At 69.6% G+C, this 26141-nt stretch carries 22 protein-coding genes, 2 pseudogenes and 1 riboswitch; of the genes and pseudogenes, 15 read left to right on the top strand and 9 right to left on the bottom strand.

What is annotated here, in order from left to right:
* Nucleotides 1-28: 28 nt before the first annotated feature.
* The 5 genes from ASC55_RS16160 to ASC55_RS16140 all read right to left on the bottom strand — a co-directional run bounded on the left by ASC55_RS16160 (nt 29) and on the right by ASC55_RS16140 (nt 5477).
* On the bottom strand, nt 29-658 hold the full coding sequence (locus ASC55_RS16160; protein ID WP_055870611.1) for a response regulator transcription factor: 630 nt from the start codon (nt 656-658) through the stop codon (nt 29-31).
* Nucleotides 652-1761: a sensor histidine kinase gene (locus tag ASC55_RS16155; RefSeq protein WP_055877510.1), complete on the bottom strand. Its 1110-nt coding sequence runs from the start codon at nt 1759-1761 to the stop codon at nt 652-654. The genes ASC55_RS16160 and ASC55_RS16155 overlap by 7 nt, the downstream gene beginning before the upstream one ends.
* A 28-nt stretch (nt 1762-1789) precedes the next feature.
* Entirely contained in the window at nt 1790-2545 is a 756-nt protein-coding gene (locus tag ASC55_RS16150; RefSeq protein WP_055877508.1) for an ABC transporter permease, read from the bottom strand.
* A gap of 1 nt (nt 2546) precedes the next feature.
* On the bottom strand, nt 2547-3521 hold the full coding sequence (locus ASC55_RS16145; RefSeq protein ID WP_082524387.1) for an ABC transporter ATP-binding protein: 975 nt from the start codon (nt 3519-3521) through the stop codon (nt 2547-2549).
* Between the two features lie 84 nt (nt 3522-3605).
* Nucleotides 3606-5477 (bottom strand): FAD-dependent monooxygenase, encoded by a 1872-nt coding sequence (locus ASC55_RS16140; protein ID WP_055877504.1) that lies wholly within the window; start codon nt 5475-5477, stop codon nt 3606-3608.
* A gap of 146 nt (nt 5478-5623) precedes the next feature.
* Here ASC55_RS16140 and ASC55_RS16135 point away from each other — a divergent pair, with 146 nt between their 5' ends.
* Nucleotides 5624-6334, top strand: coding sequence for an IclR family transcriptional regulator (locus ASC55_RS16135; RefSeq protein ID WP_055877499.1), 711 nt, complete (start codon nt 5624-5626; stop codon nt 6332-6334).
* Between the two features lie 71 nt (nt 6335-6405).
* Here the strand turns inward: ASC55_RS16135 and ASC55_RS16130 are convergent, their stop codons facing one another.
* Entirely contained in the window at nt 6406-7785 is a 1380-nt protein-coding gene (locus ASC55_RS16130) for an MFS transporter (RefSeq protein ID WP_055877496.1), read from the bottom strand.
* Nucleotides 7786-7938: 153 nt separating this feature from the next.
* On the opposite strand from ASC55_RS16130, the gene ASC55_RS16125 reads away from it, so the two are divergent.
* From ASC55_RS16125 to ASC55_RS16090, 8 genes are all read left to right on the top strand, one after another.
* On the top strand, nt 7939-9408 hold the full coding sequence (locus tag ASC55_RS16125; RefSeq protein ID WP_055877493.1) for a fumarylacetoacetate hydrolase family protein: 1470 nt from the start codon (nt 7939-7941) through the stop codon (nt 9406-9408).
* Nucleotides 9405-10088, top strand: a complete 684-nt coding sequence (locus ASC55_RS16120; protein WP_055877491.1) for a GntR family transcriptional regulator — start codon at nt 9405-9407, stop codon at nt 10086-10088. Before ASC55_RS16125 ends, ASC55_RS16120 begins: the two co-directional genes overlap by 4 nt.
* Nucleotides 10085-11584 (top strand): 5-carboxymethyl-2-hydroxymuconate semialdehyde dehydrogenase, encoded by a 1500-nt coding sequence (gene hpaE / locus ASC55_RS16115; RefSeq protein WP_055877488.1) that lies wholly within the window; start codon nt 10085-10087, stop codon nt 11582-11584. Before ASC55_RS16120 ends, hpaE begins: the two co-directional genes overlap by 4 nt.
* A 93-nt stretch (nt 11585-11677) precedes the next feature.
* Complete coding sequence (gene hpaD, locus ASC55_RS16110; RefSeq protein WP_017828355.1) at nt 11678-12841, top strand: 3,4-dihydroxyphenylacetate 2,3-dioxygenase; 1164 nt, start codon at nt 11678-11680, stop codon at nt 12839-12841.
* 9 nt (nt 12842-12850) lie between these two features.
* On the top strand, nt 12851-13636 hold the full coding sequence (locus ASC55_RS16105; RefSeq protein WP_055877487.1) for a fumarylacetoacetate hydrolase family protein: 786 nt from the start codon (nt 12851-12853) through the stop codon (nt 13634-13636).
* Nucleotides 13621-14421, top strand: a complete 801-nt coding sequence (locus ASC55_RS16100) for an HpcH/HpaI aldolase family protein (RefSeq protein ID WP_055877482.1) — start codon at nt 13621-13623, stop codon at nt 14419-14421. Before ASC55_RS16105 ends, ASC55_RS16100 begins: the two co-directional genes overlap by 16 nt.
* A gap of 82 nt (nt 14422-14503) precedes the next feature.
* Nucleotides 14504-15226 (top strand): DUF6882 domain-containing protein, encoded by a 723-nt coding sequence (locus tag ASC55_RS16095; protein WP_055870581.1) that lies wholly within the window; start codon nt 14504-14506, stop codon nt 15224-15226.
* A 32-nt stretch (nt 15227-15258) separates the two neighbouring features.
* Nucleotides 15259-15816, top strand: a complete 558-nt coding sequence (locus ASC55_RS16090; protein WP_055877480.1) for a phage holin family protein — start codon at nt 15259-15261, stop codon at nt 15814-15816.
* A 123-nt stretch (nt 15817-15939) separates the two neighbouring features.
* On the opposite strand, the gene ASC55_RS16085 is transcribed toward ASC55_RS16090, so the two are convergent.
* Both ASC55_RS16085 and glyA read right to left on the bottom strand, forming a co-directional pair.
* Nucleotides 15940-16818, bottom strand: a complete 879-nt coding sequence (locus ASC55_RS16085) for a bifunctional methylenetetrahydrofolate dehydrogenase/methenyltetrahydrofolate cyclohydrolase (protein ID WP_055877478.1) — start codon at nt 16816-16818, stop codon at nt 15940-15942.
* A complete protein-coding gene (gene glyA, locus ASC55_RS16080; RefSeq protein WP_055870573.1) occupies nt 16815-18089 on the bottom strand; it encodes a serine hydroxymethyltransferase in 1275 nt (424 codons plus the stop codon). The genes ASC55_RS16085 and glyA overlap by 4 nt, the downstream gene beginning before the upstream one ends.
* A 37-nt stretch (nt 18090-18126) precedes the next feature.
* A riboswitch (ZMP/ZTP riboswitch) is annotated at nt 18127-18211 on the bottom strand.
* 107 nt (nt 18212-18318) lie between these two features.
* Here glyA and ASC55_RS16075 point away from each other — a divergent pair.
* The 3 genes and pseudogenes from ASC55_RS16075 to ASC55_RS17870 form a co-directional block, all read left to right on the top strand.
* On the top strand, nt 18319-19830 hold the full coding sequence (locus tag ASC55_RS16075; RefSeq protein WP_055877476.1) for a family 20 glycosylhydrolase: 1512 nt from the start codon (nt 18319-18321) through the stop codon (nt 19828-19830).
* Nucleotides 19827-20999, top strand: coding sequence for an N-acetylglucosamine-6-phosphate deacetylase (gene nagA, locus ASC55_RS16070; RefSeq protein WP_055877472.1), 1173 nt, complete (start codon nt 19827-19829; stop codon nt 20997-20999). The genes ASC55_RS16075 and nagA overlap by 4 nt, the downstream gene beginning before the upstream one ends.
* 910 nt (nt 21000-21909) lie before the next feature.
* Nucleotides 21910-22587, top strand: a pseudogene (locus ASC55_RS17870) (sigma-70 family RNA polymerase sigma factor); the annotation flags it as partial.
* 1176 nt (nt 22588-23763) lie between these two features.
* Here the strand turns inward: ASC55_RS17870 and ASC55_RS17865 are convergent.
* A pseudogene (locus tag ASC55_RS17865) lies at nt 23764-23871 on the bottom strand (pentapeptide repeat-containing protein); the annotation flags it as partial.
* A gap of 96 nt (nt 23872-23967) precedes the next feature.
* Here ASC55_RS17865 and ASC55_RS16060 point away from each other — a divergent pair.
* Genes ASC55_RS16060 through ASC55_RS16050 form a run of 3 tightly spaced genes read left to right on the top strand, consistent with a single transcriptional unit; the run spans nt 23968 to nt 26128 of the window.
* Nucleotides 23968-24339: a YrdB family protein gene (locus ASC55_RS16060; protein WP_055870560.1), complete on the top strand. Its 372-nt coding sequence runs from the start codon at nt 23968-23970 to the stop codon at nt 24337-24339.
* 24 nt (nt 24340-24363) lie between these two features.
* A complete protein-coding gene (locus ASC55_RS16055; protein ID WP_055877467.1) occupies nt 24364-25728 on the top strand; it encodes an FAD-binding oxidoreductase in 1365 nt (454 codons plus the stop codon).
* Nucleotides 25721-26128, top strand: coding sequence for an NUDIX hydrolase (locus tag ASC55_RS16050; protein WP_055870554.1), 408 nt, complete (start codon nt 25721-25723; stop codon nt 26126-26128). The genes ASC55_RS16055 and ASC55_RS16050 overlap by 8 nt, the downstream gene beginning before the upstream one ends.
* Nucleotides 26129-26141: the final 13 nt, after the last annotated feature.

Here is a 26141-nt window from a genome sequence, read left to right as displayed (position 1 = left end):
ACCGATGTGCCGCCACACCGAAGCGGCGTCAGATCCATCCCTTGTCCTGAGCGATCCGCACGGCCTGCGCCCGGTTCGCCGCCCCTGTCTTCCCGATCGCCGCCGAGAGGTGGTTTCTCACGGTTCCCGCCGACAGGAACACCTCGGAGGCGATCGCGGCGGCGGAGCGCCCGTCCGCGGCGAGACGCAGCACCTCCCGTTCCCGGTCGCTCAACGGGTTCGCGCCGTCGAACAGACTGTCGGCGGCGAGCACCGGATCCAGCACCCGCAGTCCCGACCGCACGCGCCGCACGGCTTCGGCGAGCTCCTCGGCAGGGGTGTCCTTCACGATGAAACCGCTCGCTCCGGCATCCAAGGCGGAGCGCAGGTAGCCGGGGCGCGCGAACGTCGTCACCACGAGCACGCGCGTCCCCGCGCTCGCCTGCCTGATGCGTCGCGTCGCCTCCACCCCGTCCATCCCCGGCATCTGGATGTCCATCAGACACACATCAGGACGAAGCTCTTCCGCGAGTCGCACGGCCTCCGCTCCGTCCGCGGCCATGCCGACCACGGTGAGGTCGGGCTCGAGTTCGAGCAGCGCCCCCAGCGCGCCGCGCACGAGCGCCTGGTCGTCGGCGATCAGCAACCGGATGGTGTCACCGGCCGAGACGCTCACCACGTCACCTGCACGCGCGTGCCCGCGTCTTCCGTCGCGCCGAGCGCGAACGCCGCGCCCGCCGCCGCTGCGCGCTCGCGCATGCCGCGGATGCCGTTGCCTTCGGCCGCACCGATGCCCACCCCGTCGTCCTCCACCACCAGCCGCCCCGGCAGCAGCAGCACCCGCACCGTCTGCGCGCGCGCATGCCTGAGGGTGTTGGTCGTCGCCTCGCGGAGAATCCAGCTCGCGGTGATCGCCTGCACCGGCGACAGGGCGCTCGGCTCCCCCTCGACCTGCATCTCGATGTCGGCCGCACGGAACGAGTCCCGAGAAGACGCGAGCTGTTCGACGAGCGTGGTCACCCGCGCTCCCGCCACCGTCGAGCGGACCCCGGCGATAGCCTCCGCCGTGAGCCGCTCGATGTCGGCGAGCTCGGCCTTGGCGCGCTCCGGATCGGAGTCCATCAGCCGCCGCACCAGTTGCGCCTTGAGACCGACGACCGTCAGGGAGTGACCGATCAGATCGTGCACATCACGGGCCACGGCCTCGCGCCCCTCGCTCGTCGCCAGCTCGAGGCCGAGCCGCTCCGCTTCCGCAGAGCGCAGGATGAGCCAGGTCGACACCGTGTTGACCACTCCGAGAAGCGCCACGATCGCGAGGATCGACAGGTAGCTCATCCCCCCGGGAAGCAGGAACACGCACAGCGCCGTGACCACGACCGCCGCGATGGTCGTGATCCAATGCCACGCACGCGTCAGACCGTACGAGGCGAAGGACATCACGAACGGCAGGAAGCTGAGCGCCGATCCGCCCTCCGCCGGTACCGAGAGCAGTGCGCACAGGATGAGCGCTGCGAACGTGATCCACTGCCGTGTCGACGGCGTACGTCCGAGTCCCCCGCCACCGCGCATGCCGTGCATGAAGCCGGTGACGTACAGCACGATGAACGCGACCAGGGCGACCCAGCCCACGATCACCCAGGCCGGCGGCGCTTCGGATCGCAGGAGCGCGATCACCGGATACACCAGGAAGACGAGCCAGATCACGGCCATCAGCCACCCGAACCGCGCCCACGGGTCTTTCCCCGTGGCGCTGTTCGTCTCGCGCTTCGCGTGTGGCGTCATCCGTCCAACCTACTGTCGTCGCGCACCGCTACTGCCGCGCCCTGGAGCGCTTCATGCCCATCATGACCAGCAGGGCGAACAGCGCGAGCCAGACGACGACGTTGAGGAACAGCATCCACAGCGGGTCGGTCTGTCCTGTCGTGAGCACCCCGTCGGTGAGCGGCCAGCGACTCAGGGCGACGAAGCCGTACAGAGGCGTGAATCGGGCGATGTCGAGCATCACGCCGTCGAGCGGCATGAACACGTTGCCGAAGAACGCGAAGAACGTCATCGAGATCGAGGCGAGAGCCGCTGCCGAGTCCGAACTGAAGAACAGCCCGACGCCGAGCCCGAACAGTCCGTACATGAGGCCGATCCCGAGGATGATGCCCGCCGTCGCGACCCAGCGCCAGCCGTCTTCCACCTGCGCACCGGTCATCATCCCGGCGGCGAACACCGCCACCAGCGCCAGCGCCGCGAAGGTCACGGCGGTGAGCAGCTTCGTCAGCGCGTATCCGGCGGTGGTCAGCGGGGTCATGGCGAGTTGGCGCCCCCAGCCCTGCTTCGCCTCGGTCGCGGCGAGCGATGTGAGCGAGCTCATCGCGACCGCCGTGCCGTAGGCGGCCATCGAGGTCATCACGTAGAACGAGACGTTCCCGTGGCCGGCGGAGAGCGAGCCGTACCCCATCCCGGCGCCGAACAGCAGGTACATCGCGACCGGCATCGCCAGGGTGAACGCGAGCGTGTAGGGGTTGCGCAGCTGGCGGACGCCTTCGATACGCAGCATGGTGGGTGAGACGAGCATGTCAGTTCTCCGTCAGAGCAGTGAAGGCGGTTTCCAGGGTGGGGGCGGCGATCTCCAGGTCGTGGGCGCCGCCTTCGAGCAGGATGCGGGCGGCGGCATCGGAATCCGCGGCGCGCAGGCTGAGACGATCTCCGTCGAGTCGCACGGCGACGACGCCGTCGGTCGCGCTCAAGGTCGCGACGAGGGTCGCCGCGCCCTCGTCGACCGTCGCCGAGACGGTCCGCTCGCCGAGACTGGCCCGCAGCAGCGCCGTGGGGGCGTCCGCGACCACGGTCCCCCGGTGCATCACCACGGTTCGGCGCGCGAACTGCTCCGCCTCCTCGAGATAGTGGGTGGCGAAGATGATCGTGCGTCCGGCATCCGCATCCGCACGCATGACGTCCCAGAAATGGCGGCGTGCCGTGACATCCATGCCCGCGGTGGGCTCGTCGAGCACCAGGATGTCGGGGTCGGAGACCATCGCGAGCGCGAACTTCACGCGCTGCTGCTCCCCGCCGGAGCACTTCGACACCCGGCGGCGGGCGAGGTGCTCCAGGTCGGCTCTGGCGAGCACCTCGTCCACTCTGCCGAGAGCCTGCGCACCGTGAAGAGAGGCGATGAGGCGCACGGTCTCGCCGACGGTCAGGTCGCCCAGGAGCCCGCCGGTCTGCAGCACCGCCCCGATCGCTCCGCTCGAGGTGGCGCGCTCCGGTGCGACGCCGAGCACCCGCACGGTGCCGCTGCTGGGTTGCGTGAGCCCCAGCAGCATGTCGAGCGTGGTGGTCTTGCCCGCGCCGTTGGGTCCCAGCAGTGCGACGACCTCCCCGCGCCGGATCGACAGGTCCACCCCGTCGACGGCCTGCACGCGGCGGTCGCCGGTGCCGAAGTGTCGTTTCACGGCGCTCAGTTCGAGCACCACGGGGTCATCGATCGGGGCGGCGGATACCGGTCGAGCGGTGGCCCGCGTCACCGACCCGTCCACGGAGGTGTTGTTCATGCCTCCAGCCTCCTCCGCCGAGGGCGAGGAGACCGGAGGGCAGTGTCATCTCCTCGACATGACACGTGTCATGTCGAGGACGGATCAGCGTGCAGGCAGCAGCGCCCCCTCGAGGAACGCGGCCAGCTCGGTCGTGTCGTCGAGCGGAAGGATCGCCGCCACGTACTGGTCGGGGCGCACCACGATCACGACGCCGTCGCGGGAGAGCTCGCGCGCGGCGAAGATGTCGGTCTCGGTCCACTTGCTGGGGCCTGCGGCGTAGACCTTCTCCCAGTCGGTGAGTCCGAGGGGGCCGGTCTTCGGCTGGAACAGCGCGGGCGCCGAGGTGACCTCGATCTCTTCGAACGGCTGCTGGTAGACGGCCTTCACATCGAAGACCGCATCGACATCGGCGTCCGCCGGGGTGAAGCGCGCGAACAGGGGCTCGGCCTTCTCGGCCCACGCGGCGAGCGCGTCGCCGGTGCGGTCGCCGAAGGCGTAGACGCGCCAGCGTCCGTCGGCCTTCGCGTGGTGTCCGAGGTGCACCACGTTGCCGTCGCCGACCCGCACGACCTCAGCCGACTTGAAACGCTTGCCCAGCGGATATCCCGGGGCGAGGGACTGGTGCGTGTCGGACCCGGTGATCATCGACGAGGTGTACTGCGTCATGAATCCGGACGGGAACTCGGCCGTCGCAAGGTAGTAGGTGGCCAGCTCGTTGGGGTCGGAGATCTCCTCGGGCTTTCGGGCCATCAGGCTCGACCACTCGCGGTCGAAGTCGATCAACTGCTGCGCCACGGGCCGCCGTTCGGCGCCGTACGTGGCCAGCAGGTCTTCGGACGCGCGTCCGGTGAGCACCGAGCCGAGCTTCCAACCGAGGTTGAAGCCGTCCTGCATGGACACGTTCATGCCCTGGCCCGCCTTGGCGCTGTGCGTGTGGCAGGCGTCTCCGGTGAGGAACACGCGCGGCGTCCGCCCCGACCCGTCGATCACGTCGTCGAAGCCGTCGGTGACGCGGTGTCCGACCTCGTACACGCTGTGCCAGGCGACCTCGCGCACGTCGAGCGTGTACGGGTGCAGGATCTCGTTGGCGCGACGGATGATCTCCTCGATGGGCGTCTGCCGCACCCGGTGATCGTCGTCGTCCGCGACCTCGCCGAGGTCGATGTACATGCGCGAGAGGTAGCCGCCCTCGCGCGGGATGTGCAGGATGTTGCCCGCCTCAGAGTTGATGGCGCACTTGGTGCGCCAGTCCGGGAAGTCGGTGTTGACCAGCACGTCCATGACGCCCCAGGCGTGCGCGGCCGAGGCGCCCACGTGCGTGCGCCCGATGGCCTGGCGCACACCGCTGCGGGCACCGTCGCACCCCACGACGAACTTGGCGCGGATGATCCTCGCCTCTCCTGCCCGCTCGCCGGCGACGTAGCGGATCCCCACCTCCACGGGGTACTCCCCCGTGTCGTGGACCGTGAGACCGGTGAACTCGACCCCGTAGTCGGGCACGATCCGTCCGGGGCCGTTCGCCGCGGCCTCGGCGAAGTAGTCCAGCACTCGCGCCTGGTTGACGATCAGGTGCGGGAACTCGCAGATGTCGTAGGCGTAGTCGGACGTGCGGGAGGTGCGGACGATCTCGTCGCGCTTGTCGGGGTTCGGCCCCCAGAAGTTCATCCAGCCGATGTTGTAGGCCTCGGCGATGATCCGCTCGGCGAACCCGAACGCCTGGAACGTCTCGACACTGCGCGGCTGGATGCCATCGGCCTGGCCGAGCGGGAGGCGGCCGTCGCGCTTCTCGATGATGCGCGTGGAAATGCCGGGGTACTGCGCCATCTGGGCGGCGAGGAGCATTCCCGCCGGCCCCGATCCGACGATGAGCACGTCGATCTGGTCGGGAAGGTCGGCGGAGCGCGCGGTGCCGATACCGGCGGCGTCCTGCACGCGCGGGTCAGCGGAGACGTAGCCGTGGTGGTGGAACTGCATCGTCGTCGATTCCTTCCGGACTTCTTCGTCGGGTGTTGCCTGTCGGGTCTTGCATCCTGAACCGCCGTGTTCTATATTCGAACACAGAGTTCTACTATTGAACACAGCCTAAACCTCGCCGTCCGCGATCGCAAGGGAGCGCCCGCATGCCCGAGAACACCGCCGCCTCCCCCGCCTCGCAGACCCTCAGCCGCGGCATCCGCATCCTCGAGGTGCTGGCCGACGCACGCGGCCCCCTCACGATCGACGAGATCGCCTCGCGCCTGGGCGTTCACCGCTCGATCGCCTATCGCCTGCTGCGCACCCTCGAAGACCACGGGCTCGTCTCCCGAGACGCGGCCGGCGCCGTGAGCCTCGGCGCGCGCATGGCGGCACTCGCGGCCGGAGTCGCCCACGATCTGCAGGCCGAGGCCCTCCCCGAGCTCACCGCGATCGCCAACGAGCTGGGGATGACCTGCTTCCTCGCCGTGCTCGACGGCGAGGAGTGCATCACGCTGGCGAGCGTCGAGCCCCGCCACGCCGTCGCGAGCGTCGCCCAGCGCCCCGGCGCCCGCCACCCGGTGACGGTCGGAGCTCCCGGCAAGGCGATCCTCGCGCAACTCCCCGAGCACGAGTGGCCCGAAGCGGTGCCGTCGTCACTGCCGGCCGATGTGGAGGCGACCCGGAGCCGCGGATATGCGACGAGCCACGATGAGGTCATCCCCACCGTGCAGTCCGTCGCCGTCCCCCTCGCCCTGCGCGGCCAGCGCCCCGCCGCGATCGCGGTCGTGCACGTGGCCACCGACCTGGACGACGCCGAGATCGCCGGGCGGCTGCAGCGCTCGGCATCCGTCATCCGCGAATCCCTCGACGGCTGACCGCCGCGACAACGCGTGAGCACGCCCACCCAGAGGGGGACGTGCTCACGCGTTCGGGTGACTCCGGAGAATCAGGCCTTCGCGAGTCCGTAGATCGGGCTGACGGACTGCTCCTCCTCGTGATCCGGTCCGAGCGGGATGCCCGAGCGGTCGCGCAAGAGCAGCGTGGCAATGAGACCGAGCACGGTCATGCCCGCGAGGTACCAGGTGACAGCCTGGGTCGACCCGGTGGCGCTCACGATGGCCGTGGCGATGGTCGGCGCGAAGGCCCCACCGGCGATCGCGCCGATGGCGTACGAGATCGAGACGCCGGAGAAGCGGATGCTCGCCGGGAACAGCTCGGCGTACAGCGCCGCCTGCGGTCCGTACGTGAAGCCGAGACCGATCGTGAGGATCGCGAGCCCGGCGAACAGCAGACCGATCTCGCCCGTGTTGACGAGCGGGAAGAGCGTGAAGACACCGACCAGCTGCAGCACCCAACCGATGACGTACGTCGTGCGACGGCCGATGCGGTCGGACAGCCAGCCGGCGAGGAGCGTCGTGAGCAGCCAGGTGACCGCGGATCCGGCGACGGCCCAGAGGACCGGGCCCCGCTCCAGGCCGATCGGCCCCTCCGGGTTCGTGGCGTAGCCCTGGATGTACCCGCCGGTGGTCATGTAGCCCACGGCGTTGTTGCCGGCGAAGACGAATGCGGCGATGATCACGAGCAGCAGGTGCTTGCGGAACAGCTGAGCGATCGGCATCCGCGCCTTCTCCTTGCGGGCCGAGAGCTCGGTGAAGACGGGGCTCTCCTCGACCTTGCGGCGCACGTAGTAGCCGACGAGGATCAGCACGACGCTGAGCAGGAACGGCACACGCCAGCCCCAGGCGAGGAACTGGTCGCCGGGGGCGATCACCGTCATCAGCGCCATCACACCGGAGGCGAGCAGCAGACCGAGGGGCACGCCGATCTGCGGAGACGCCCCGAAGATGCCGCGCTTGCGGCGCGGAGCGTGCTCGACGGCCATCAGCACCGCACCGCCCCATTCACCGCCCGCCGAGATGCCCTGGACGATGCGCAGCAGCACCAGCAGGATCGGCGCCATGATGCCGATCGTCTCGTACGTGGGCAGCAGACCGATGAGCGCGGTCGCGGCGCCCATCAGGATCAGCGTCCACATCAGCACGGTCTTGCGCCCGAGCTTGTCGCCGTAGTGCCCGGCGAGGAACGCGCCGAGGGGGCGGAACAGGAAGCTGACGCCGACCGTGGCGAAGCCGATCAGGGCGCTGTTCTCGCCGAGCGGGGCGAAGAAGAGTTGTCCGAAGACGAGGCCGACGGCCGTGGCGTAGATGAAGAAGTCGTACCACTCGACCGTGGTGCCGACGACGGTGGCGAACACGACGCGGCGTCGATCGGCCGCCGTCGCGATGGTTCCGGTGGGCGTGAACCCAGCCTGTGACTGCCCGCTCATGGGGTGTCTCCTTTGGTTGTGACCGCATTGTCACGGCGTGCAGCGGAATGGATCCGAAGTGCTTGCCGAGGGGTGAACCGATGATATATGATTTCGAATACGACGCACAAGGCGTCCCGCACGACAACGCAGACGAGCGCGAGGAGGCGCCCCGTGACGGACACAATCGACCGCCCCGGCAAGATCATCGCGATCCATCTGAGCTATGCCTCACGCGCCGATCAGCGCGGCAGACGGCCCGCCTCGCCCTCGTACTTCTTCAAGCCGGCCAGTTCCGTCGGCGCCTCCGGAGGCACGGTCGAGCGACCGGCCGGCACGGAGCTGCTCGCCTTCGAAGGGGAGATCGCCCTCGTGATCGGCACGGCCGCGCGCCGCGTCTCGCTCGACGAGGCCTGGGCGCACGTGGGGTGGGTCACCGCCTCGAACGACCTCGGACTGTACGACCTGCGCGCGAACGACAAGGGCTCCAACGTCCGCTCCAAGGGCGGCGACGGCTACACGCCGCTCGGTCCCGACCTGATCGATGCCCGCACCGTCGACCCTGCGGCCCTCCGGGTGCGCGCCTGGGTGAACGGCGAGCTCCGCCAGGACGACACCACCGCCGGGCTCATCTTCCCGCTCGCGCAGCTCGTCGCCGACCTCTCCCAGCACTTCACCCTCGAACCGGGTGACGTGATCCTCACCGGAACCCCCGCGGGCTCATCGGTCATCGTCCCCGGCGACGTCGTCGAGATCGAGGTGGACGCCCCGGATGCCCCCGGCGCCCCCACGTCCGGACGCCTCGTCACCACCGTGACGCAGGGCGAGACCCCTTTCGACGGCGAGATCGGATCGCTCCCCGCCGTCGACGACCTGCAGCGCACCGAGGCCTGGGGCTCTCGCGAAGAGGCGGGCCTGCCTCCCGTCGAGAAGGCTCCTGCCCTCTCCCCCGAACTGCGCGCCCAGCTCCTCGCCGCCCCGACGGCCGGTCTCTCGGCCCAGCTCCGCAAGCGCGGACACCACTCCTGCTTCATCGACGGGGTGTCGGCGAACATCACCGGCAGCAAGATCGTCGGCACCGCCAAGACGCTGCGCTTCGTGCCCTTCCGCGAAGACCTCTTCGCCGCGCACGGCGGCGGCTACAACGCGCAGAAGCGCGCGTTCGATGCCGTGGAAGACGGCGAGATCATCGTCATCGAGGCCCGAGGCGATGCCACGACCGGCACCCTCGGCGACATCCTCGCCCTGCGCGCGAAGGTCCGCGGCGCCGCCGGGGTCGTCACCGACGGCGGCGTCCGCGACTTCGACGCGGTCGCCGAGATCGGACTCCCCGTGTTCTCGCAGGGTGCGCACCCCTCCGTGCTCGGCCGCAAGCACGTGCCGTGGGACGTGGATGTCACGATCTCCTGCGGCGGCGCGACCGTGCAGCCCGGAGACATCATCGTCGGCGACAGCGACGGGGTGATCGTGATCCCGCCGGCCCTGGCCGCCGAGGTCGCCGCCAGCGCCGTCGCGCAGGAGGTCGAAGACGCCTGGATCGCCGAGCAGGTCGCCGCAGGTCACCCCGTCGACGGCCTGTTCCCCCTGAACGCCGAGTGGCGCGCCCGCTACGAGGAGGCCACGGCCCACCGGAGCACGCGATGACCACGACGACGGCCAGCAAGTCCGAGGTCGCGTACGAGTGGCTCCGCTCGCGGATCACGGGGCACATGTTCAGCCCCGGCTACCGGCTGGTGCTGGGTTCCATCGCCGAGGACCTGAAGATGAGCGTCGTCCCGGTGCGCGAGGCGATCCGCCGCCTCGAAGCCGAGGGACTCGTGACGTTCGAGCGCAACGTCGGAGCGCGGGTGACCCTCGTCGACGAGAGCGAGTACGCGCACACCATGCAGACGCTCGGCCTGGTAGAGGGTTGCGCCACCGCGCTCTCGGCTCCCCTGCTCGACGAGGACGCTCTCGAGGAGGCCGCCCGCATCAACGAGCGGATGGCGCAGATGCTCGATCATCTCGACGCCCATGCCTTCACCGAGCTCAACCGCCAGTTCCACTCGGTGCTGTTCGAGCCGTGCCCCAACCCTCACCTGCTCGACCTCGTGCACCGCGGCTGGTCGCGGCTCTCCGCCATCCGCGACACGACCTTCGCGTCGATCCCCGGACGCGCCCAGCACTCGGTCGAGGAGCACACCGAGATCCTCGACCTCATCCGCGCGGGCGCCGACCCGCTCGAGATCGAACTCGCCGCCCGCAACCACCGCTGGCGCACGATGGACGCGTTCCTCGACGCACTGCACACCCGTTCCGCCCAGACGACCGGAGAAATCTCATGACCGATTCGCGCATCCCCGCCGACCTCCCCGACCACATCCAGCACTACATCGACGGCGCGTTCGTCGATTCCGTCGACGGCGACACGTTCGACGTGCTGGATCCGGTCACCAACCAGACCTACACGACCGCCGCCGCCGGCAAGAAGGCCGACATCGAACTCGCCGTCGCGGCAGCCACGCGCGCGTTCAACGAGGGCCCCTGGCCGCGGATGCTCCCCCGCGAGCGCTCGCGCGTGCTGCACCGGATCGCCGACATCGTCGAGTCCCGCGATGCACGCCTGGCCGAGCTCGAGTCGTACGACTCCGGCCTGCCGATCACGCAGGCGCTGGGACAGGCCCGCCGCGCCGCCGAGAACTTCCGGTTCTTCGCCGACCTGATCGTCGCGCAGTCCGACGACGCCTTCAAGGTGCCGGGCAAGCAGATGAACTACGTCAACCGCAAGCCGATCGGTGTCGCCGGCCTCATCACGCCGTGGAACACGCCGTTCATGCTCGAGTCGTGGAAGCTCGGGCCCGCACTCGCGACCGGCAACACGGTCGTGCTCAAGCCGGCCGAGTTCACGCCGCTGTCGGCATCCCTGTGGGCCGGCATCTTCGAGGAGGCGGGGCTGCCCAAGGGCGTCTTCAACCTCGTGAACGGTCTCGGCGAAGACGCGGGCGACGCGCTCGTGAAGCACCCCGATGTGCCGCTCATCTCGTTCACGGGCGAGAGCCGCACCGGACAGATCATCTTCGGCAATGCCGCCCCGTTCCTCAAGGGCCTGTCGATGGAGCTCGGTGGCAAGTCGCCCGCCGTGGTCTTCGCCGACGCCGACCTCGAGGCCGCGGTCGACGCCACGATCTTCGGCGTCTTCTCCCTCAACGGCGAGCGCTGCACCGCCGGCTCCCGCATCCTGGTCGAGCGCTCGATCTACGAGGAGTTCGTCGAGCGCTACGCCGCGCAGGCGAAGCGGGTCAAGGTCGGCTACCCCCACGACCCCGCCACCGAGGTCGGCGCGCTCGTGCACCCCGAGCACTACGACAAGGTCATGAGCTACGTCGAGATCGGCAAGACCGAGGGCCGCCTGGTCGCCGGTGGCGGTCGCCCCGAGGGCTTCGAGGAGGGCAACTTCGTCGCACCGACCGTGTTCGCCGACGTCTCCCCCGACGCCCGTATCTTCCAGGAAGAGATCTTCGGCCCCGTCGTGGCGATCACGCCCTTCGACTCCGACGAGGAGGCGCTGTCGCTCGCGAACAACACCAAGTACGGGCTCGCCGCCTACATCTGGACGAACGACCTCAAGCGCGCGCACAACTTCGCGCAGTCGGTCGAGGCCGGCATGGTGTGGCTGAACAGCAACAACGTGCGGGACCTGCGCACCCCGTTCGGCGGCGTGAAGGCCTCGGGCCTCGGTCACGAGGGCGGCTACCGCTCGATCGACTTCTACACCGACCAGCAGAGCGTGCACATCACGCTCGCGGCCCACTCCCACAACCCGACCTTCGGCAAGAACTGACCCCACTGTCTCGTTCCGGTCGCACTTTGTGCCGCCCCGCCGACGCGGATGCGACAGAAAGTGCGACCGGAACCCTCACGCAAGGACGCTGACATGACACACCGCGACGACATGACCCTGACCTCCTCGGGCTTCTACGTCTCCCAGGAGGCGCCGATCCGCTCGGACAACCCGATCGCGACGCCGCAGAGCTCGCCGCCGGACATCCTCCGCTGCGCGTACATGGAGCTCGTGGTCACCGACCTCGCCGCCTCCCGCCAGTTCTACGTCGACGTCCTGGGGCTCTACGTCACCGCGGAGGACGACGAGGCGATCTACCTGCGTTCGACCGAGGAGTTCATCCACCACAACCTGGTGCTGCGCAAGGGCCCGATCGCCGCCGTGGCCGCCTTCTCGTACCGGGTCCGCACGCCCGAAGACCTCGACCGCGCTGTCGAGTTCTACACGGAGCTCGGCTGCGACGTACGCCGCAACGAGAACGGTTTCGTCAAGGGCATCGGCGACTCGGTGCGCGTGGTCGACCCGCTCGGCTTCCCGTACGAGTTCTTCTACGCCACCGAGCACGTCGAGCGGATGTCGTGGCGCTACGACCTGCACATCCCCGGCGAGCTGGTGCGCCTGGACCACTTCAACCAGGTCACCCCCGACGTACCGCGTGCCGTGGGGTTCATGCAGGACCTCGGCTTCCGCGTCACGGAGGATATCCAGGACGAGGAGGGCACGGTCTACGCCGCCTGGATGCGCCGCAAGCCCACCGTGCACGACACCGCCATGACCGGCGGCGACGGCCCCCGCATGCACCACGTGTGCTTCGCCACGCATGAGAAGCACAACATCCTCGCCATCTGCGACAAGCTCGGAGCCCTGCGCCGCTCCGACTCGATCGAGCGCGGTCCCGGCCGTCACGGCGTCTCGAACGCGTTCTACCTCTACCTGCGCGACCCCGACGGGCACCGCGTCGAGGTGTACACGCAGGACTACTACACCGGCGACCCCGACAACCCGGTCATCACCTGGGATGTGCACGACAACCAGCGCCGCGACTGGTGGGGGAACCCCGTCGTCCCGTCCTGGTACACGGATGCGTCGCTGGTGCTCGACCTCGACGGCAACCCGCAGCCGGTGGTCGCCCGCACCGACTCCAGCGAGATGGCGGTGACCATCGGCGCCGACGGCTTCTCGTACACGCGAGCGGACGACGACAAGGACATGCCCGAGTACAAGCAGGGCGAGTACAAGCTGGGCCACCAGCTCTAGGAGGCACGGATGCTGTCAGCAGACACGATCACGCAGATCGCGGCGGAGCTCGCGGAGGCCGACCGCACGCACGCGGTGATCCCGCGCATCACGGCGCGGTACCCGGAGGCCACGGTCGAGGACTCCTACGCGATCCAGGGTGTCTGGAGGGACTCCCAGATCGCCGCGGGTCGCCGACTCGTCGGCCGCAAGATCGGGCTGACGTCCAAGGCGATGCAGCAGGCCACGGGCATCACCGAGCCGGACTACGGCGTGATGTTCGACGACACCGTGTACGAGTCCGGCGCCGAGATCCCGGTCGATCACTTCTCGAACGTGCGCATCGAGGTCGAACTCGCCTTCGTGCTGAAGACCCCGCTGGAGGGCCCGGACTGCACCCTCGAGGATGCCCTGGCGGCGATCGACTACGCCGTGCCGGCGCTCGAGGTGCTGAACTCGCACCTCGAGCTGGAGGGCCGCACGATCGTCGACACGATCAGCGACAACGCCGCGTACGGAGCGATGGTGCTCGGCACGGTGCACGGGCGCCCCGACGAGATCGATCTGCGCTGGGTTCCCGGCGTGCTCTCCCGCAACGGCGAGATCGAGGAGACCGGCGTCGCCGCCGGAGTGCTCGGCCACCCGGCGACCGGGGTCGCGTGGCTCGCGAACAAGTTCCATCAGCACGGCGCGCGTCTCGAGGCCGGGGAGATCATCCTGGCAGGATCGTTCACACGCCCGATGTGGGTGTCGCGCGGCGACGAGGTGCTGTGCGATTACGGACCGATGGGAACAATCGCATGCCGCTTCGTCTAGACCCCGCGTTCCGTGAGCAGCTCGCGGCCTCCGATCGAGCGTTCGTGGGCATGTGGGTCTGCTCCGGCAGCCCGCTGCTCGCCGAGGTCGCCGCGGGGTCGGGACTGGACTGGCTGCTGATCGACATGGAGCACTCGGCGAACACGCTCGATTCCGTGCTCGTGCAGCTGCAGGCGGTCGCCGCGTACCCGATCGCCCCGCTCGTGCGGGTGCCGTCGAACGACACCGTCGCGATCAAGCAGGTCCTCGACCTCGGGGCGCAGAACCTGATCGTGCCGATGGTGTCGTCGGCCGACGAGGCCCGCGCCGCGGTGTCCGCGACGCGGTACCCGCCGGAGGGCGTGCGCGGCGTGGGCAGTGCTCTGGCCCGCAGCGCGCGCTGGAACCGTGTCGATCGGTACCTGCAGGAGTCCGCGCAGCACGTCTCCCTCACGGTGCAGATCGAGACGGCAGCGGGCGTCGAGGCCGCAGCCGACATCGCCGCGGTCGACGGCGTCGACGCGGTGTTCGTCGGCCCCTCCGATCTGTCCGCGTCGATGGGCCTGCTGGGTCAGCAGACCCACCCCGATGTCACGGCCGCGGTCGAGAGGGTCTTCGCCGCGGTCAAGGCCGCTGGCAAGGCCGTGGGCGTGAACGCGTTCGACCCGGCAGCCGCCGATGCCTACCTCGCCGCGGGGGCCGACTTCGTGGCGGTCGGAGCGGATGTGGCGCTGCTCGCCCGCGCCTCCGAGGCTCTCGCCGCGCGCTTCACCTCGGCAGACGGCGGCTCCCGCGCCAGCTACTGATCCGCGGGGTCGTGTGCCTGCGGCCTGGAGCCGGCAACGCCTGAACTAGCGGATTCATAGCATCGACCGCGAGACTGTCGGCATGACCTTCGCCGCGCTCCAGCCCCTCGCCGACCGTGCCGCCCTCTTCGTCGCGCTCCGTCAGGACGCTCTCTCCGCAGCCGCCGACGCCCTCGGCGAGCACCGCTGGGACGCGGACCTGGCCGCGGGCACCCTCACCTTCACCGCCGACGCCGACCCGTCGCGACAGCTCGTGGCGCGCGCGCACCTGATCGCGACGATCGCCCCCGGACCCCGCTCGCTCCTGTGGGCCTGGGCGCACCCGAGCGGTGATGCACAGGGCGTCGCAGCGCAGCTGCAGGCCTACGGCAACGAGCACGGGATCGCCGAGCTGACTGCTCCCGAGGTGCCGTTCCCCGCCGAGGTCTCGGGCGACGACGACTGGATCGCGCAGGCCGCGCACACGGTCGGTGCCGTTGCGGTCGAGCTCACCGGACGCTCCCCCTACTACTCCGCCCCGGTCGGCAACGGAACCCGTGCGGTGTTCGTGCTCGATGCTCCGCTGGCACCGCTCACCGTGGCGGATGCGGTCATGGCGCTGCCCCGTGTCCTCTCGGGCATCAGCCTCCCCGATGCGCGCACTTCCGTCTGGGACCTCGCCCGACTCGCGGGTTGGACCCTCGCCTGGACCGACGAGGCGTTCTCCGGCGCCGATGTCTCCGATGCCACGGGCACCGCGACCTTCCGCTTCGACGAGCAGGCACGCATCAGCGGGATCGAGAGCACGCTGCACGCGCAGGGCTGATCCTCCGCGGGAGGATGTGGGATTCTGGTCGCATGAAGAACGGAATCGTCCGGTTCGCCGCGCTCTACGTGTTCAATGTCGCCGCACTGCTGGTGATCGGCCTGCTGCTGCCGGGCGTCTCGGTCGGGTTCAACGCCCTGTGGGCATCCGTCATCCTGACCCTCGCCGCCCTGTTCGTGAAGCCCCTGCTCGCCGGAGCCTTCCGCAGGTCGGCGGCGAAGTCGGCCGCCGAGCGCACCAAGACCGGCGAGAAGGTCGTGCAGTACGTGCTGGTGTATCTGGTCGAGCTGATCGTCTGGGTACTCACGGTGTGGCTGAGCGGTGTGCGCGCCTCCGGCTTCTGGGCGTTCGTGCTGCCGCCGCTCGCGCTGCTGTTCGGATGGATGATCTACGACCAGATCGACGACCGGCTCCGCGCCAAGGCGGGAGAGATCTACGACTCGGTGCAGGCGCGGGTGAAGGGTGGCGAGACGAAGACGGCGTCTCCGACCGCCGCCGCGGCGGAGTCCCCCGAGACACGCGCCGCGCGCGATGAGCTCGACGACGGTCTCACACCCGAGCAGCGGCGCATGCTCGACGAACTGGGCTGAGTGCGAAGAGCCGACCCGAACCCGGCTGAACCGGGCGCGCGACAGACCGGCTGCGAACGTGGAAAGGCGCCCATCCTCCGAGGAGGACGGGCGCCTTTCGCATGCGGTGCGCGCGCGCTGGCGTCAGGCGATCCGCTCGGCCGCTTCCACGACGTTCGTCATGAGCAGCGCGACCGTCATCGGGCCCACGCCTCCCGGGTTCGGGGAGATGTACCCGGCGACGTCGGCGACGTCGGGGGCGACGTCGCCGAACACCAGGCTCTTCCCGGTCTCGGGGTCGGTCTCTCGCGTCACGCCGACGTCGAGCACGGCGGCACCGGGCTTGACGTCTTCGGCGCGGATCAGATGCTTCACCCCGGCCGCGGCGACGATCACATCAGCCTCTCGCAGGTAGCGCGGCATGTCGACGGTTCCGGTGTGCGTGAGCGTGACCGTGGCGTTCAGTTCGCGTCGCGTGAGCAGCAGCCCGATCGAGCGGCCGATCGTCACCCCGCGGCCGACCACGACGACATGCTTCCCCTTGAGGTCGTAGTCGTTGCGCAGCAGCAGCTCGATCACCCCTCGCGGTGTGCACGGCAGCGGGGTGTGGATGGGTCCGTTGACGTTGAGCACCAGACGCCCGAGGTTGGTCGGGTGCAGACCATCGGCATCCTTCGCCGGGTCGATCCGCTCCAGGATCGCATCGGTGTCGAGGTGCTTCGGCAGCGGCAGCTGCACGATGTACCCGTGGCACGCGGGGTCGGCGTTGAGTTCGTCGATCAGAGCTTCGACGTCGGCCTGCGTGGCGTCGGCGGGCAGCTCGCGTTGGATCGAGTTCATCCCGATCGCCTCGGACTGCCGGTGCTTCATGCCCACGTAGAGCTGCGAGGCCGGGTCGGCGCCCACGAGCACGGTCGCGATGCCCGGCGTGATCCCTCGCGCCTTGAGTGCGGCCACGCGTTCGGTCAGCTCGGCGCGGATCGCGGCGGACGCCGCCTTCCCGTCGAGGATCTTCGCGGTCACTGCTGCAGGTCGGGGTAGAGCGGGAACGCGGCGGCGAGGGCGTCGACGCGAGCGCGCAGCGACTCGACGTCAGCGCCGGGAAGCAGCGCGAGCGCGATGATGTCGGCGACCTCGGTGAACTCGGTGTCGCCGAAGCCGCGGGTCGCGAGCGCCGGGGTGCCGATGCGCAGACCGGAGGTGACCATCGGCGGGCGCGGGTCGTTCGGGACGGCGTTGCGGTTCACCGTGATGTGGATGTCGTGCAGCAGGTCTTCGGCCTGCTTGCCGTCGATCTCGGCGTCGCGCAGGTCGACCAGCACCAGGTGCACGTCGGTGCCGCCGGAGCGCACCGCGATGCCGGCGTCCTTCACATCCTGCTGCGACAGGCGCTCCGCGATGAGCTTCGCGCCACGCAGCACGCGCTCCTGGCGCTCCTTGAACTCGGGGGTGGCTGCGAGCTTGAACGCCGTCGCCTTCGCGGCGATCACGTGCATGAGCGGGCCGCCCTGCTGACCGGGGAACACCGCGGTGTTGATCTTCTTGGCGAGATCTGCGTCGTTGGTGAGGATGAAGCCCGAGCGCGGACCACCGATCGTCTTGTGCACGGTCGAGGAGACGACGTGGGCATGCGGCACCGGGTTCGGGTGCAGACCAGCGGCGACCAGACCGGCGAAGTGCGCCATGTCGACCCAGAGCAGCGCACCGACCTCGTCGGCGATCGCGCGGAAGGCCGCGAAGTCCATCGTGCGGGGGTAAGCCGACCAGCCGGCGATGATGACCTTCGGCTTGTGCTCGATCGCGAGACGGCGCACCTCGGCCATATCGATCGTCGAGGTCTCGGGGTCGACGCCGTAGGCGACGATGTCGTACAGGCGACCGGAGAAGTTGATCTTCATGCCGTGCGTCAGGTGGCCGCCCTGGTCCAGCGACAGGCCGAGCAGGGTGTCGCCGGGGCGCGCGATCGCATGCAGGACCGCCGCGTTCGCCGACGCACCGGAGTGCGGCTGCACGTTCGCGAACTCAGCGCCGAAGAGACTCTTCGCCCGCTCGATCGCGAGGGACTCCGCGACGTCGACCTCTTCGCAGCCGCCGTAGTACCGGCGTCCGGGGTAGCCCTCGGCGTACTTGTTCGTGAGCACCGAGCCCTGCGACTGCAGGATCGAGACGGGCACGAAGTTCTCCGAGGCGATCATCTCGAGGAAGGTCTGCTGGCGCGTCAACTCGCGATCCAGGACCTCGGCGATCTCGGGGTCGACTTCGGAAAGCGGGGCGTTGAAGTAACGGTCGGTCATGACGTGCTCCTTTGACAACGGATTCGAAAGGGGTGTTCCTATCGGCCCAGGCGCGCGGTCGAATTCCGTGGTCAGTCGCTCCCCGGTGGTAGTCCACCCAGACGCCAGTCGCGACGTCTACGAGCATAGCCGATGCGACGCCCCCGCACGCCGGCGTGTCCACGATCGTCGCAGAATCGATTCGACTTCCGCCATTCCCCTGAGCGATGCCGACGGGTAGGTTTTGTTCATGGTCCTTCCTCATCCTCTTCCGCTCGTGCCAGCGCCTGTGTCCGCCACCGCGCGAGAGGGACGGATGCCGATCACCGCGACGACGCGTGTGCACGGCTCCTCCCCCGCTGCCGCCCAGCTGATCGACGCGGTCGAGCGCCGCACCGGCATCCGCCTCTCCACCTCCGACGGGACCTCCGGCGAGATCGAGCTGCTGATCGACCACGGCTCCTCGGCGCCGGAGGGATACACGCTCGAGATCGGCGAGCGTGCGATCATCGTCGGCGCCGACGAGGCAGGGCTCTTCTACGGCGTGCAGACGCTGCTGCAGCTGCTGCGACAGGACGACTCCGGCTGGGCACTGCTCGGCGCCGATGTCGCGGACTCGCCGCGCTTCCCGCGACGGGGCGTCATGCTCGACGTGGCCCGGCACTTCTTCGGCGTCGGCGACGTGAAGAAGTTCATCGACAGCACGAGCGCCCTCAAGTTCAACCATCTGCACCTGCACCTGAGCGACGACCAGGGGTGGCGCGTGCACATCGATGCCTGGCCGCTGCTGACGGAACGGGCCTCCGCGACATCGGTGGGCGGCGACCCCGGCGGTTTCTACACCAAGGCCGACTACCGGGAGATCGTGGCGTACGCCGCTTCGCGTCACATGATCGTGATCCCCGAGATCGACCTGCCCGGTCACACCCACGCGATCGGTGTGGCCTACCCCGAGCTCGTCGAGGCGCCGGTGCTGAACGACAACCTCATCGCGGATTCCGCGCGGCTCGGCCAGCCGCTGCCCGTCGCCGGCGAGACGTACCTGGGCTGGGGCGTCGGCCACTCCAGCGTCCGCATCCATGAGGAGCGCACCTACGACTTCGTGCGCGATGTCGTCCATGAGCTGGCCGAGATGACCCCGGGTGCGTACATCCACATCGGCGGCGACGAATCCCTCGGCACGCCCCAGGCCGACTTCGACCTCTTCGCCGAGCGCGCGACCGCGATCGTCGTGGAAGCGGGCAAGATCCCGATGGCCTGGCATGAGATGGGATCCGCGACGAACATCGCCGAGGGAACCGTCGGACAGTACTGGGGCAAGACCACCCCCGAGGGCACGCATGCCGAGGAGGCCGCGCACTTCGTCGAGCGCGGAGGCGCCCTCATCATGTCGGCGGCGGACGTCACCTACCTCGACATGAAGTACACGGAGGACTTCCCCCTCGGACTCACCTGGGCGGGGATCATCGACGTCCGCTCCGCCTACGAATGGGAACCGACTGCCGTCCTCGACGTGCCGGACGCCGCGATCCTCGGCGTCGAGGCCCCGCTCTGGTCCGAGACCACCCGCACGCTCGGCGAGGTCGAACAGCTGGTGTTCCCCCGTGCGGCGGCTCAGGCCGAGGTCGCCTGGTCGCCGAGAGAAGCGCCCGAACGCGTATGGGAGTCCTTCCGCGTGCGCGTCGGCGCCCTCGCTCCGCTGTGGAAAGCTGAGGGGATCGACTTCCATCCCGCAGACGAGATCCCCTGGAGCGCACGTTGATCACCCACTCCTCCGCGACCGGTTCGCTGGTCATCCACTCCGCACGGATCGTCGACGGCGGCGACATCGTCGAGGACGGCTGGGTCCGCATCGAGGACGGCGTCCTCACCGGCCGCGGGACGGGATCGGAGTGGACCGCGGCGGATGAGGTCGTCGATGCGGTGGCCCTCGCCGGTCCCGGCGCCCTGCTCACTCCCGGATTCGTCGACATCCACGGCCACGGCGGCGCCGGCGCCGCATTCGACGACGGCGTGGAGGCGATCCGCACCGGGCGCGAGATGCATCGTGCGCACGGCACCACCCGCGCGGTCATCTCGCTCGTGACGGCGCCCCTGGAGTCCCTCGCCCGCAGCGTCGCGCTCATCGCCGATCTCACCGAGACGGATGCGGACATCCTGGGCTCGCACCTCGAGGGCCCGTTCCTCGACCCCGGGCACCACGGCGCGCACGAACCGTCGCTGCTGCGTCACCCGACGGAGGCGGATGTCGCCCTCCTGCTCGATGCCGGACGCGGCACCGTCCGCCAGATCACGATCGCGCCGGAGCTGCCCGGCGGGCTCGACGCGATCAGGCAGATCGTGGCCGCGGGCTCGGCCGCCGCCGTCGGCCACACGGATGCGGACGCCACGATGGCCGTCTCCGCCTTCGAGGCAGGGGCCTCCATCCTCACCCACGCGTTCAATGCGATGCCGGGCATCCATCACCGTGCTCCTGGACCGGTGCTGGCAGCGGCAGCCGATCACCGGGTGGTGCTCGAGGCCATCGCCGACAACGTGCACCTCGATCCGCACGTCGTCAAGCTCGTGTTCGACTCCGCACCCGCACGTGTGGCACTGATCACCGATGCGATGGCGGCTGCGGGCAGCGCCGACGGCCACTACGACCTCGGGGCCGTGAGCGTCACGGTCGAGAACGGCGTGGCCAGGGCCGATGACACCGGGTCGATCGCCGGCTCCACGCTCACGCAGGACGTGGCCCTGCAGCGTGCCGTGCAGGCGGGAGCGGCGCTTCCCGAAGCCGTTCGCGCACTCACGCAGACACCGGCGCGTGCGATCGGACGCGATGCATCCCTCGGCAGCCTGACCACCGGAATGCTCGGCGATGCCGTGCTTCTGGATGCGGATCTGCGCGTCGCGCGCGTGTGGTCAGGACCACGGCTGCTCGTCTGAGACGGCGCCGCGCGCGACGCGCAGCTCTGCGCTCTCCGGTCATACGTGTGTGATGGGGCGGGAGGCCGCCGTTCCCCAGATCGGCGGCCTCGTTCCCCCTCGTGAGACGGGCGGCCGGGCTCTCCTCCCCCGAGGCTCCCGACCCGCCCGACCGGCGCGAATACCCCCCGCACCAGTGCCTGGATCCCGCNTTCCCCCTCGTGAGACGGGCGGCCGGGCTCTCCTCCCCCGAGGCTCCCGACCCGCCCGACCGGCGCGAATACCCCCCGCACCAGTGCCTGGATCCCGCCCCCCGGTGGGATCCTCACGGCTGTCTCTATGGGATGAGACGATGCTCATCCCGATTCATTACGCGACTTCTCGAAAATCTTTCGAGAAGTCATCCCGATCCTCGGATCGAAACGTGTGGGAGGCCGCCGTTCCCCAGATCGGCGGCCTCATTCCCCCTCGTGAGACGGGCGGCCGGGCTCTCCTCCCCCGAGGCTCCCGACCCGCCCGACCGGCGCGAATACCCCCCGCACCAGTGCCTGGATCCCGCNGTTCCCCCTCGTGAGACGGGCGGCCGGGCTCTCCTCCCCCGAGGCTCCCGACCCGCCCGACCGGCGCGAATACCCCCCGCACCAGTGCCTGGATCCCGCCCCCCGGTGGGATCCTCACGGCTGTCTCTATGGGATGAGACGACGCCCCTCCCGATTCATTACGCGACTTCTCGAAAATCTTCGAAGGAGTTTCGGATACCGTCCGCAGACACCGCCGGAGGCACCCTCGCGCGAACCCGGGCATCGGCTTGGAGTTCGCGGAGAGGGTGGCTTCCCTGGGAGATTCGCGAGAGAATGGAGAAGTCGCGTGATGAGAGGCGCTCTCATGCGTCTCTTCCCGTAGAGGCGCACCCGCGCCCGGCGACAGATGGATGATTGTGCACGAAGAGAACACGACTCACGACGAAACGATCGGCGACGCCGACCTGATCCTCCGCACCCGTTCGGGAGACACGGAGGCGTTCGGTGAACTCTGGAGACGGCATTACCCGTCGGGGCTCTCCGTGGCGCGCTCGGTCACCTCCTCCATCGATCCCGATGACCTCGTGCAGGAGTCCTACACGCGCATCTATCAGGCGATCATCAAGGGCGGCGGCCCCAACGGCTCCTTCCGCGCCTACCTCTTCACGAGCATCCGCAACACGGCGGCAGGGTGGGGACGTGCTCGTCGCGAGACCGCGATCGATGAACTCGACACCGTCGCCGACCCCGACACCACCGACCAGGCGGCGAGCGAGGCGCTCGATCGCAGCCTCACCGCGCAGGCCTTCCGCAGTCTCCCCAGCCGCTGGCAGGAGGTGCTCTGGTACACCGAGATCGAGCAGATGAAGCCGCAGGAGGTCGGGCCCCTCCTCGGGATGAAGGCCGGCGCCGTGTCGCAGTTGGCGTTCCGTGCGCGTGAAGGCCTTCGTGAAGCCTGGATCCAGGCGCATCTGCGCAGCGCCGAAGACGGCTCCGAATGCCAGTGGACCATCGAGCACCTCGGCGCCTATTCTCGCGGCAACCTCAGCACCCGCGATCACAAGCGACTCGAGCTCCACCTCGACGAGTGCGCCCGATGCATGATCGTCGCCGCCGAGGCGAAAGACGTCTCCAAGCGTCTCGCCCTGGTGCTGCTGCCTCTCGTGCTCGGCGTCACCGGCGCCGCAGGCTACCTCGCCACGCTGCAGGGTGCGGGCACGCCCATCGTCGCTCTGGCGGCCATGCCGTCGAGCATTCCCGGTGCCGTCTTCGCCGGCGACCCCGGTGTCACGCACGCCGCGACGGGCCTCGCCGCTTCGGGCGGTTCGGGTTCCGGCGCCGGCGGCTCGGCAGGCGGCACGGCGGGCTCTTCCGCCGGCGCCGGTGCCGGCGCGGCGGGCGGGGTGTTCACCGGGATCGGTGCACTCGTCGGCGTGGGCTCGGCCGCACTGGTCGTCGCTGGCGTCGTCGCCGCCTCCACGATCATCCCCGGACTCGCCGGAGCCGATCCCGCGACCTCGCTCCCGAACGCCGGGGACGAAGACCCGTCCTCGATCTCGGCGGACGTCGGTCCCGACGAGAAGATGAGCCTCGACGAGCCCGTCATCATCGAAACGCCCGTCATCGTGCCGGAGGAGGCGCCCGCGCCCCCGACCGACGATCAGGCGGCGCCAGGACAGGATCCGTCGTCCGCACCGGCCGTCACACCGCCACCCGTCACGACCCCGCCCACGGCCCCCGTCGAACCGACGAAGCCGGTCGAGCCCGAGAAGCCCGTCGAGCCCGTCGACCCCGGTGTTCCCACGGAAGCGCCGACGTGGACCACAGCGACGATCGTCTTCGACGAGCTGACCGTGCACTACCGCGTGCCGATCACCGGCGCACCGGGCGCGACGGTCGAAGCGCTTCTGGACGGCAGCCACGGCGGTGGCGACTCGATCGTGCTCGACGATTCCGGAGCGGGTGAGATCGACCTGCGCCCCGGCCTGTTCCAGTACTACTTCGCCGCTTCGACGAAGGTCACCTTCCGGTACGTCCTCGACACGGGCGATGCGCCCTTCGCGGACACCACTCTCCTCGCGCTGCAGCCCAACCGCCCCGGCATCGAGATCCCGATCGAAGAGGGTCCGGTCGAGGAGGACCCGACGGAGAGCGACCAGACTCCCGTCGATGAGAACCCGGTCAGCTCCGCTCCTGTCGACGATGTCGTCATCACGACCGATGCTCCCGCAGAGGTCGCACCCGTCGACGAAGCTCCGGCAGAGGTCGCACCGGCAGAGGTCGCACCCGTCGAGGTCGCACCCGTCGAGGTCGCACCCGTCGTGGCCGCACCCGTCGTGGCCGAGCCCGTGATTCCCGCTCCCGTGGAGCAGGAGCCGATCACGACCAAGGTCGCCGATGTCGCCGCGCCCGTCGAGGCGGGCGCCGTCCCGACAGAGGACTCCCCCGTCGCCGAATAGACTGGATCCATGCCCTCGGATCCCGCTCCTGTTCCCGGCGTCGAGCGTCCGGTCATCACCGCTCTCGACATCGTCCGCGCCGTCGTCCTCGTCGTCGCCGTGGCCTCTCTCGCTCTGTGGGGCTTCGCGAGCTGGGATCTTCCCTGGAACATCGTCATCGGTGTCGGAGCGCCCGTCGTCGTGATCCTGGTCTGGGCGCTGTTCCTCTCGCCGCGCCCGGTGCTGCGTGTGCACCCCTTCCTGCGCGCAGCCGTCGAGCTGCTGATCTACGTCGGCGTCACGATCGCGTGGTGGTCGATGGGACAGGCACTGATCGGCACCGCATTCGCCCTCGTCGCCGTGGTCGCCGGCGTGCTCAGCGGTCGACGCGCGCTGTCGTGAGGTCCCCCTCGTGAGCGCACTGTCGTGAGCGTACTGTCACTCCTGCAGGAGTCCCTCGGCGCGCTCGTCGACACCGATGAGGCATCGCTCGAGGATGCCAGAGCAGATCGTTCCGGCCACGCCGCTGCGGGGCGACCTCTCGCCGTCGTCCACGCCGAGCGTGTCGAAGACGTGCAGCAGACCATGCGCATCGCGACGGCCACGCGCACACCGGTCGTGGTTCGCGGCGCCGGTACCGGACTCGCGGGAGCCGCGAACGCCGGGGCGGGCGAGATCGTGCTGTCGCTGCGGCGGATGACCGCGATCAGCGAGATCCGCCCGGACGACCTGCTCGCCGTCGTCGAACCGGGCATCCTGAACGCCGACCTCAATGCCGAACTCGCCACGCACGGTCTCTGGTGGGCTCCGGATCCCGCCAGCCGCGACATCTCCACCGTCGGCGGCAACATCGCCACGGGCGCCGGCGGTCTGCTGTGCGCCAAGTACGGAGTGGTGCGCGACGCGGTGCTCGGCGTCGACCTCGTCCTCGCCGACGGCCGGCTGCTGCACCTCGGTCACCGCAGCGTCAAAGGCGTGACCGGCCTCGACCTCACCGCCTTGATCGTCGGCTCGGAAGGCACACTGGGCGTCGTGGTCGGAGCCACCCTCAAGCTGCGCAGGCTCGTGCCCGGCGAGACCTGCACCGTCACCGCGACCTTCCCCGGAGTGCGCAGTGCCGCCGCGGCCTCCGCCGCCGTGACGGCGGCGGGCGTGCAACCGGCGATCATGGAGCTGATGGATGCCGCCAGCCTCGCGGCCGTGCACGCCCTGCTCGCCCTCCCTGTCCCGTCTGCGGGCACGGCCCAGCTGACCATCCAGACCGATGGGCCGGCTGCCGCTGAAGAGGCGGACACGATCGCCGCGATCCTGCGCGCCCACGACGGCGAGACGGTCGTCTCCCACGACCGTGTCGAGGGCGAGCGCCTCCTCGCCATCCGGCGGTCTATGCACGCGGCGATGGCCTCGCTGGGAACGACGCTGATCGAAGACGTGTCGGTGCCCCGCAGCGCCATGCCGGCGATGTTCGACGAGATCGCGCGCATCGAACGCGAGTACGGCATCACCATCCCGACGGTCGCCCACGCTGGCGACGGCAATCTGCACCCGAACTTCATCTTCGACGGGCCGGAGACCCCGCCGCACGTCTGGGCGGCGGCCGATGATCTCTTCCGCGCCGCGATCCGCCTCGGGGGCACCCTGACGGGCGAGCACGGCATCGGCGTCCTGAAACGCCGATGGCTCGTCGATGAGCTGGGCGATGACCAATGGCAGCTTCAGCGTCAGATCGCCGCCGTGTTCGATCCCCTCGGCATCCTCAACCCCGGAAAGGTGTTCAGCCTCGATGCCTGACATCCATGTGAGCGCGGCCGTGATCGTCGACGAGGCCGGACGAGTGCTCGTGGTCCGCAAGCAGGGCACGAGCATGTTCATGCAGCCGGGCGGCAAGCCCGAGGCCGGCGAGTCCGCGGCGCAGACGCTGATCCGCGAGCTCCACGAAGAGCTGGGGCTGGAGCTCGACGAGGCCGATCTCCAGCCGCTGGGCTCTTTCGTGTCCGCGGCCGCGAACGAGCCGGGTCACCGCGTCATCGCCGAAGCGTTCGCGACGTCCGTCGATCCCCGGGCGGTCACGGTCCAAGCCGAGCTCGCCGAACTGCGCTGGATCACCCCGGACGACATCGCCACACTCCCGCTGGCGCCCCTGAGCGTCGAGCACCTGCTCCCGATCGCCTGGCCCGCGTCGGCGGGCTGAGCGCGGGCCAGGC

The organism is Microbacterium sp. Root322 (assembly GCF_001425645.1).
GTDB lineage: Bacteria > Actinomycetota > Actinomycetes > Actinomycetales > Microbacteriaceae > Microbacterium > Microbacterium maritypicum.
The sequence above is the reverse complement of the archived record's forward strand: the minus strand, read 5'-3'. Positions and strand labels throughout refer to the sequence as shown.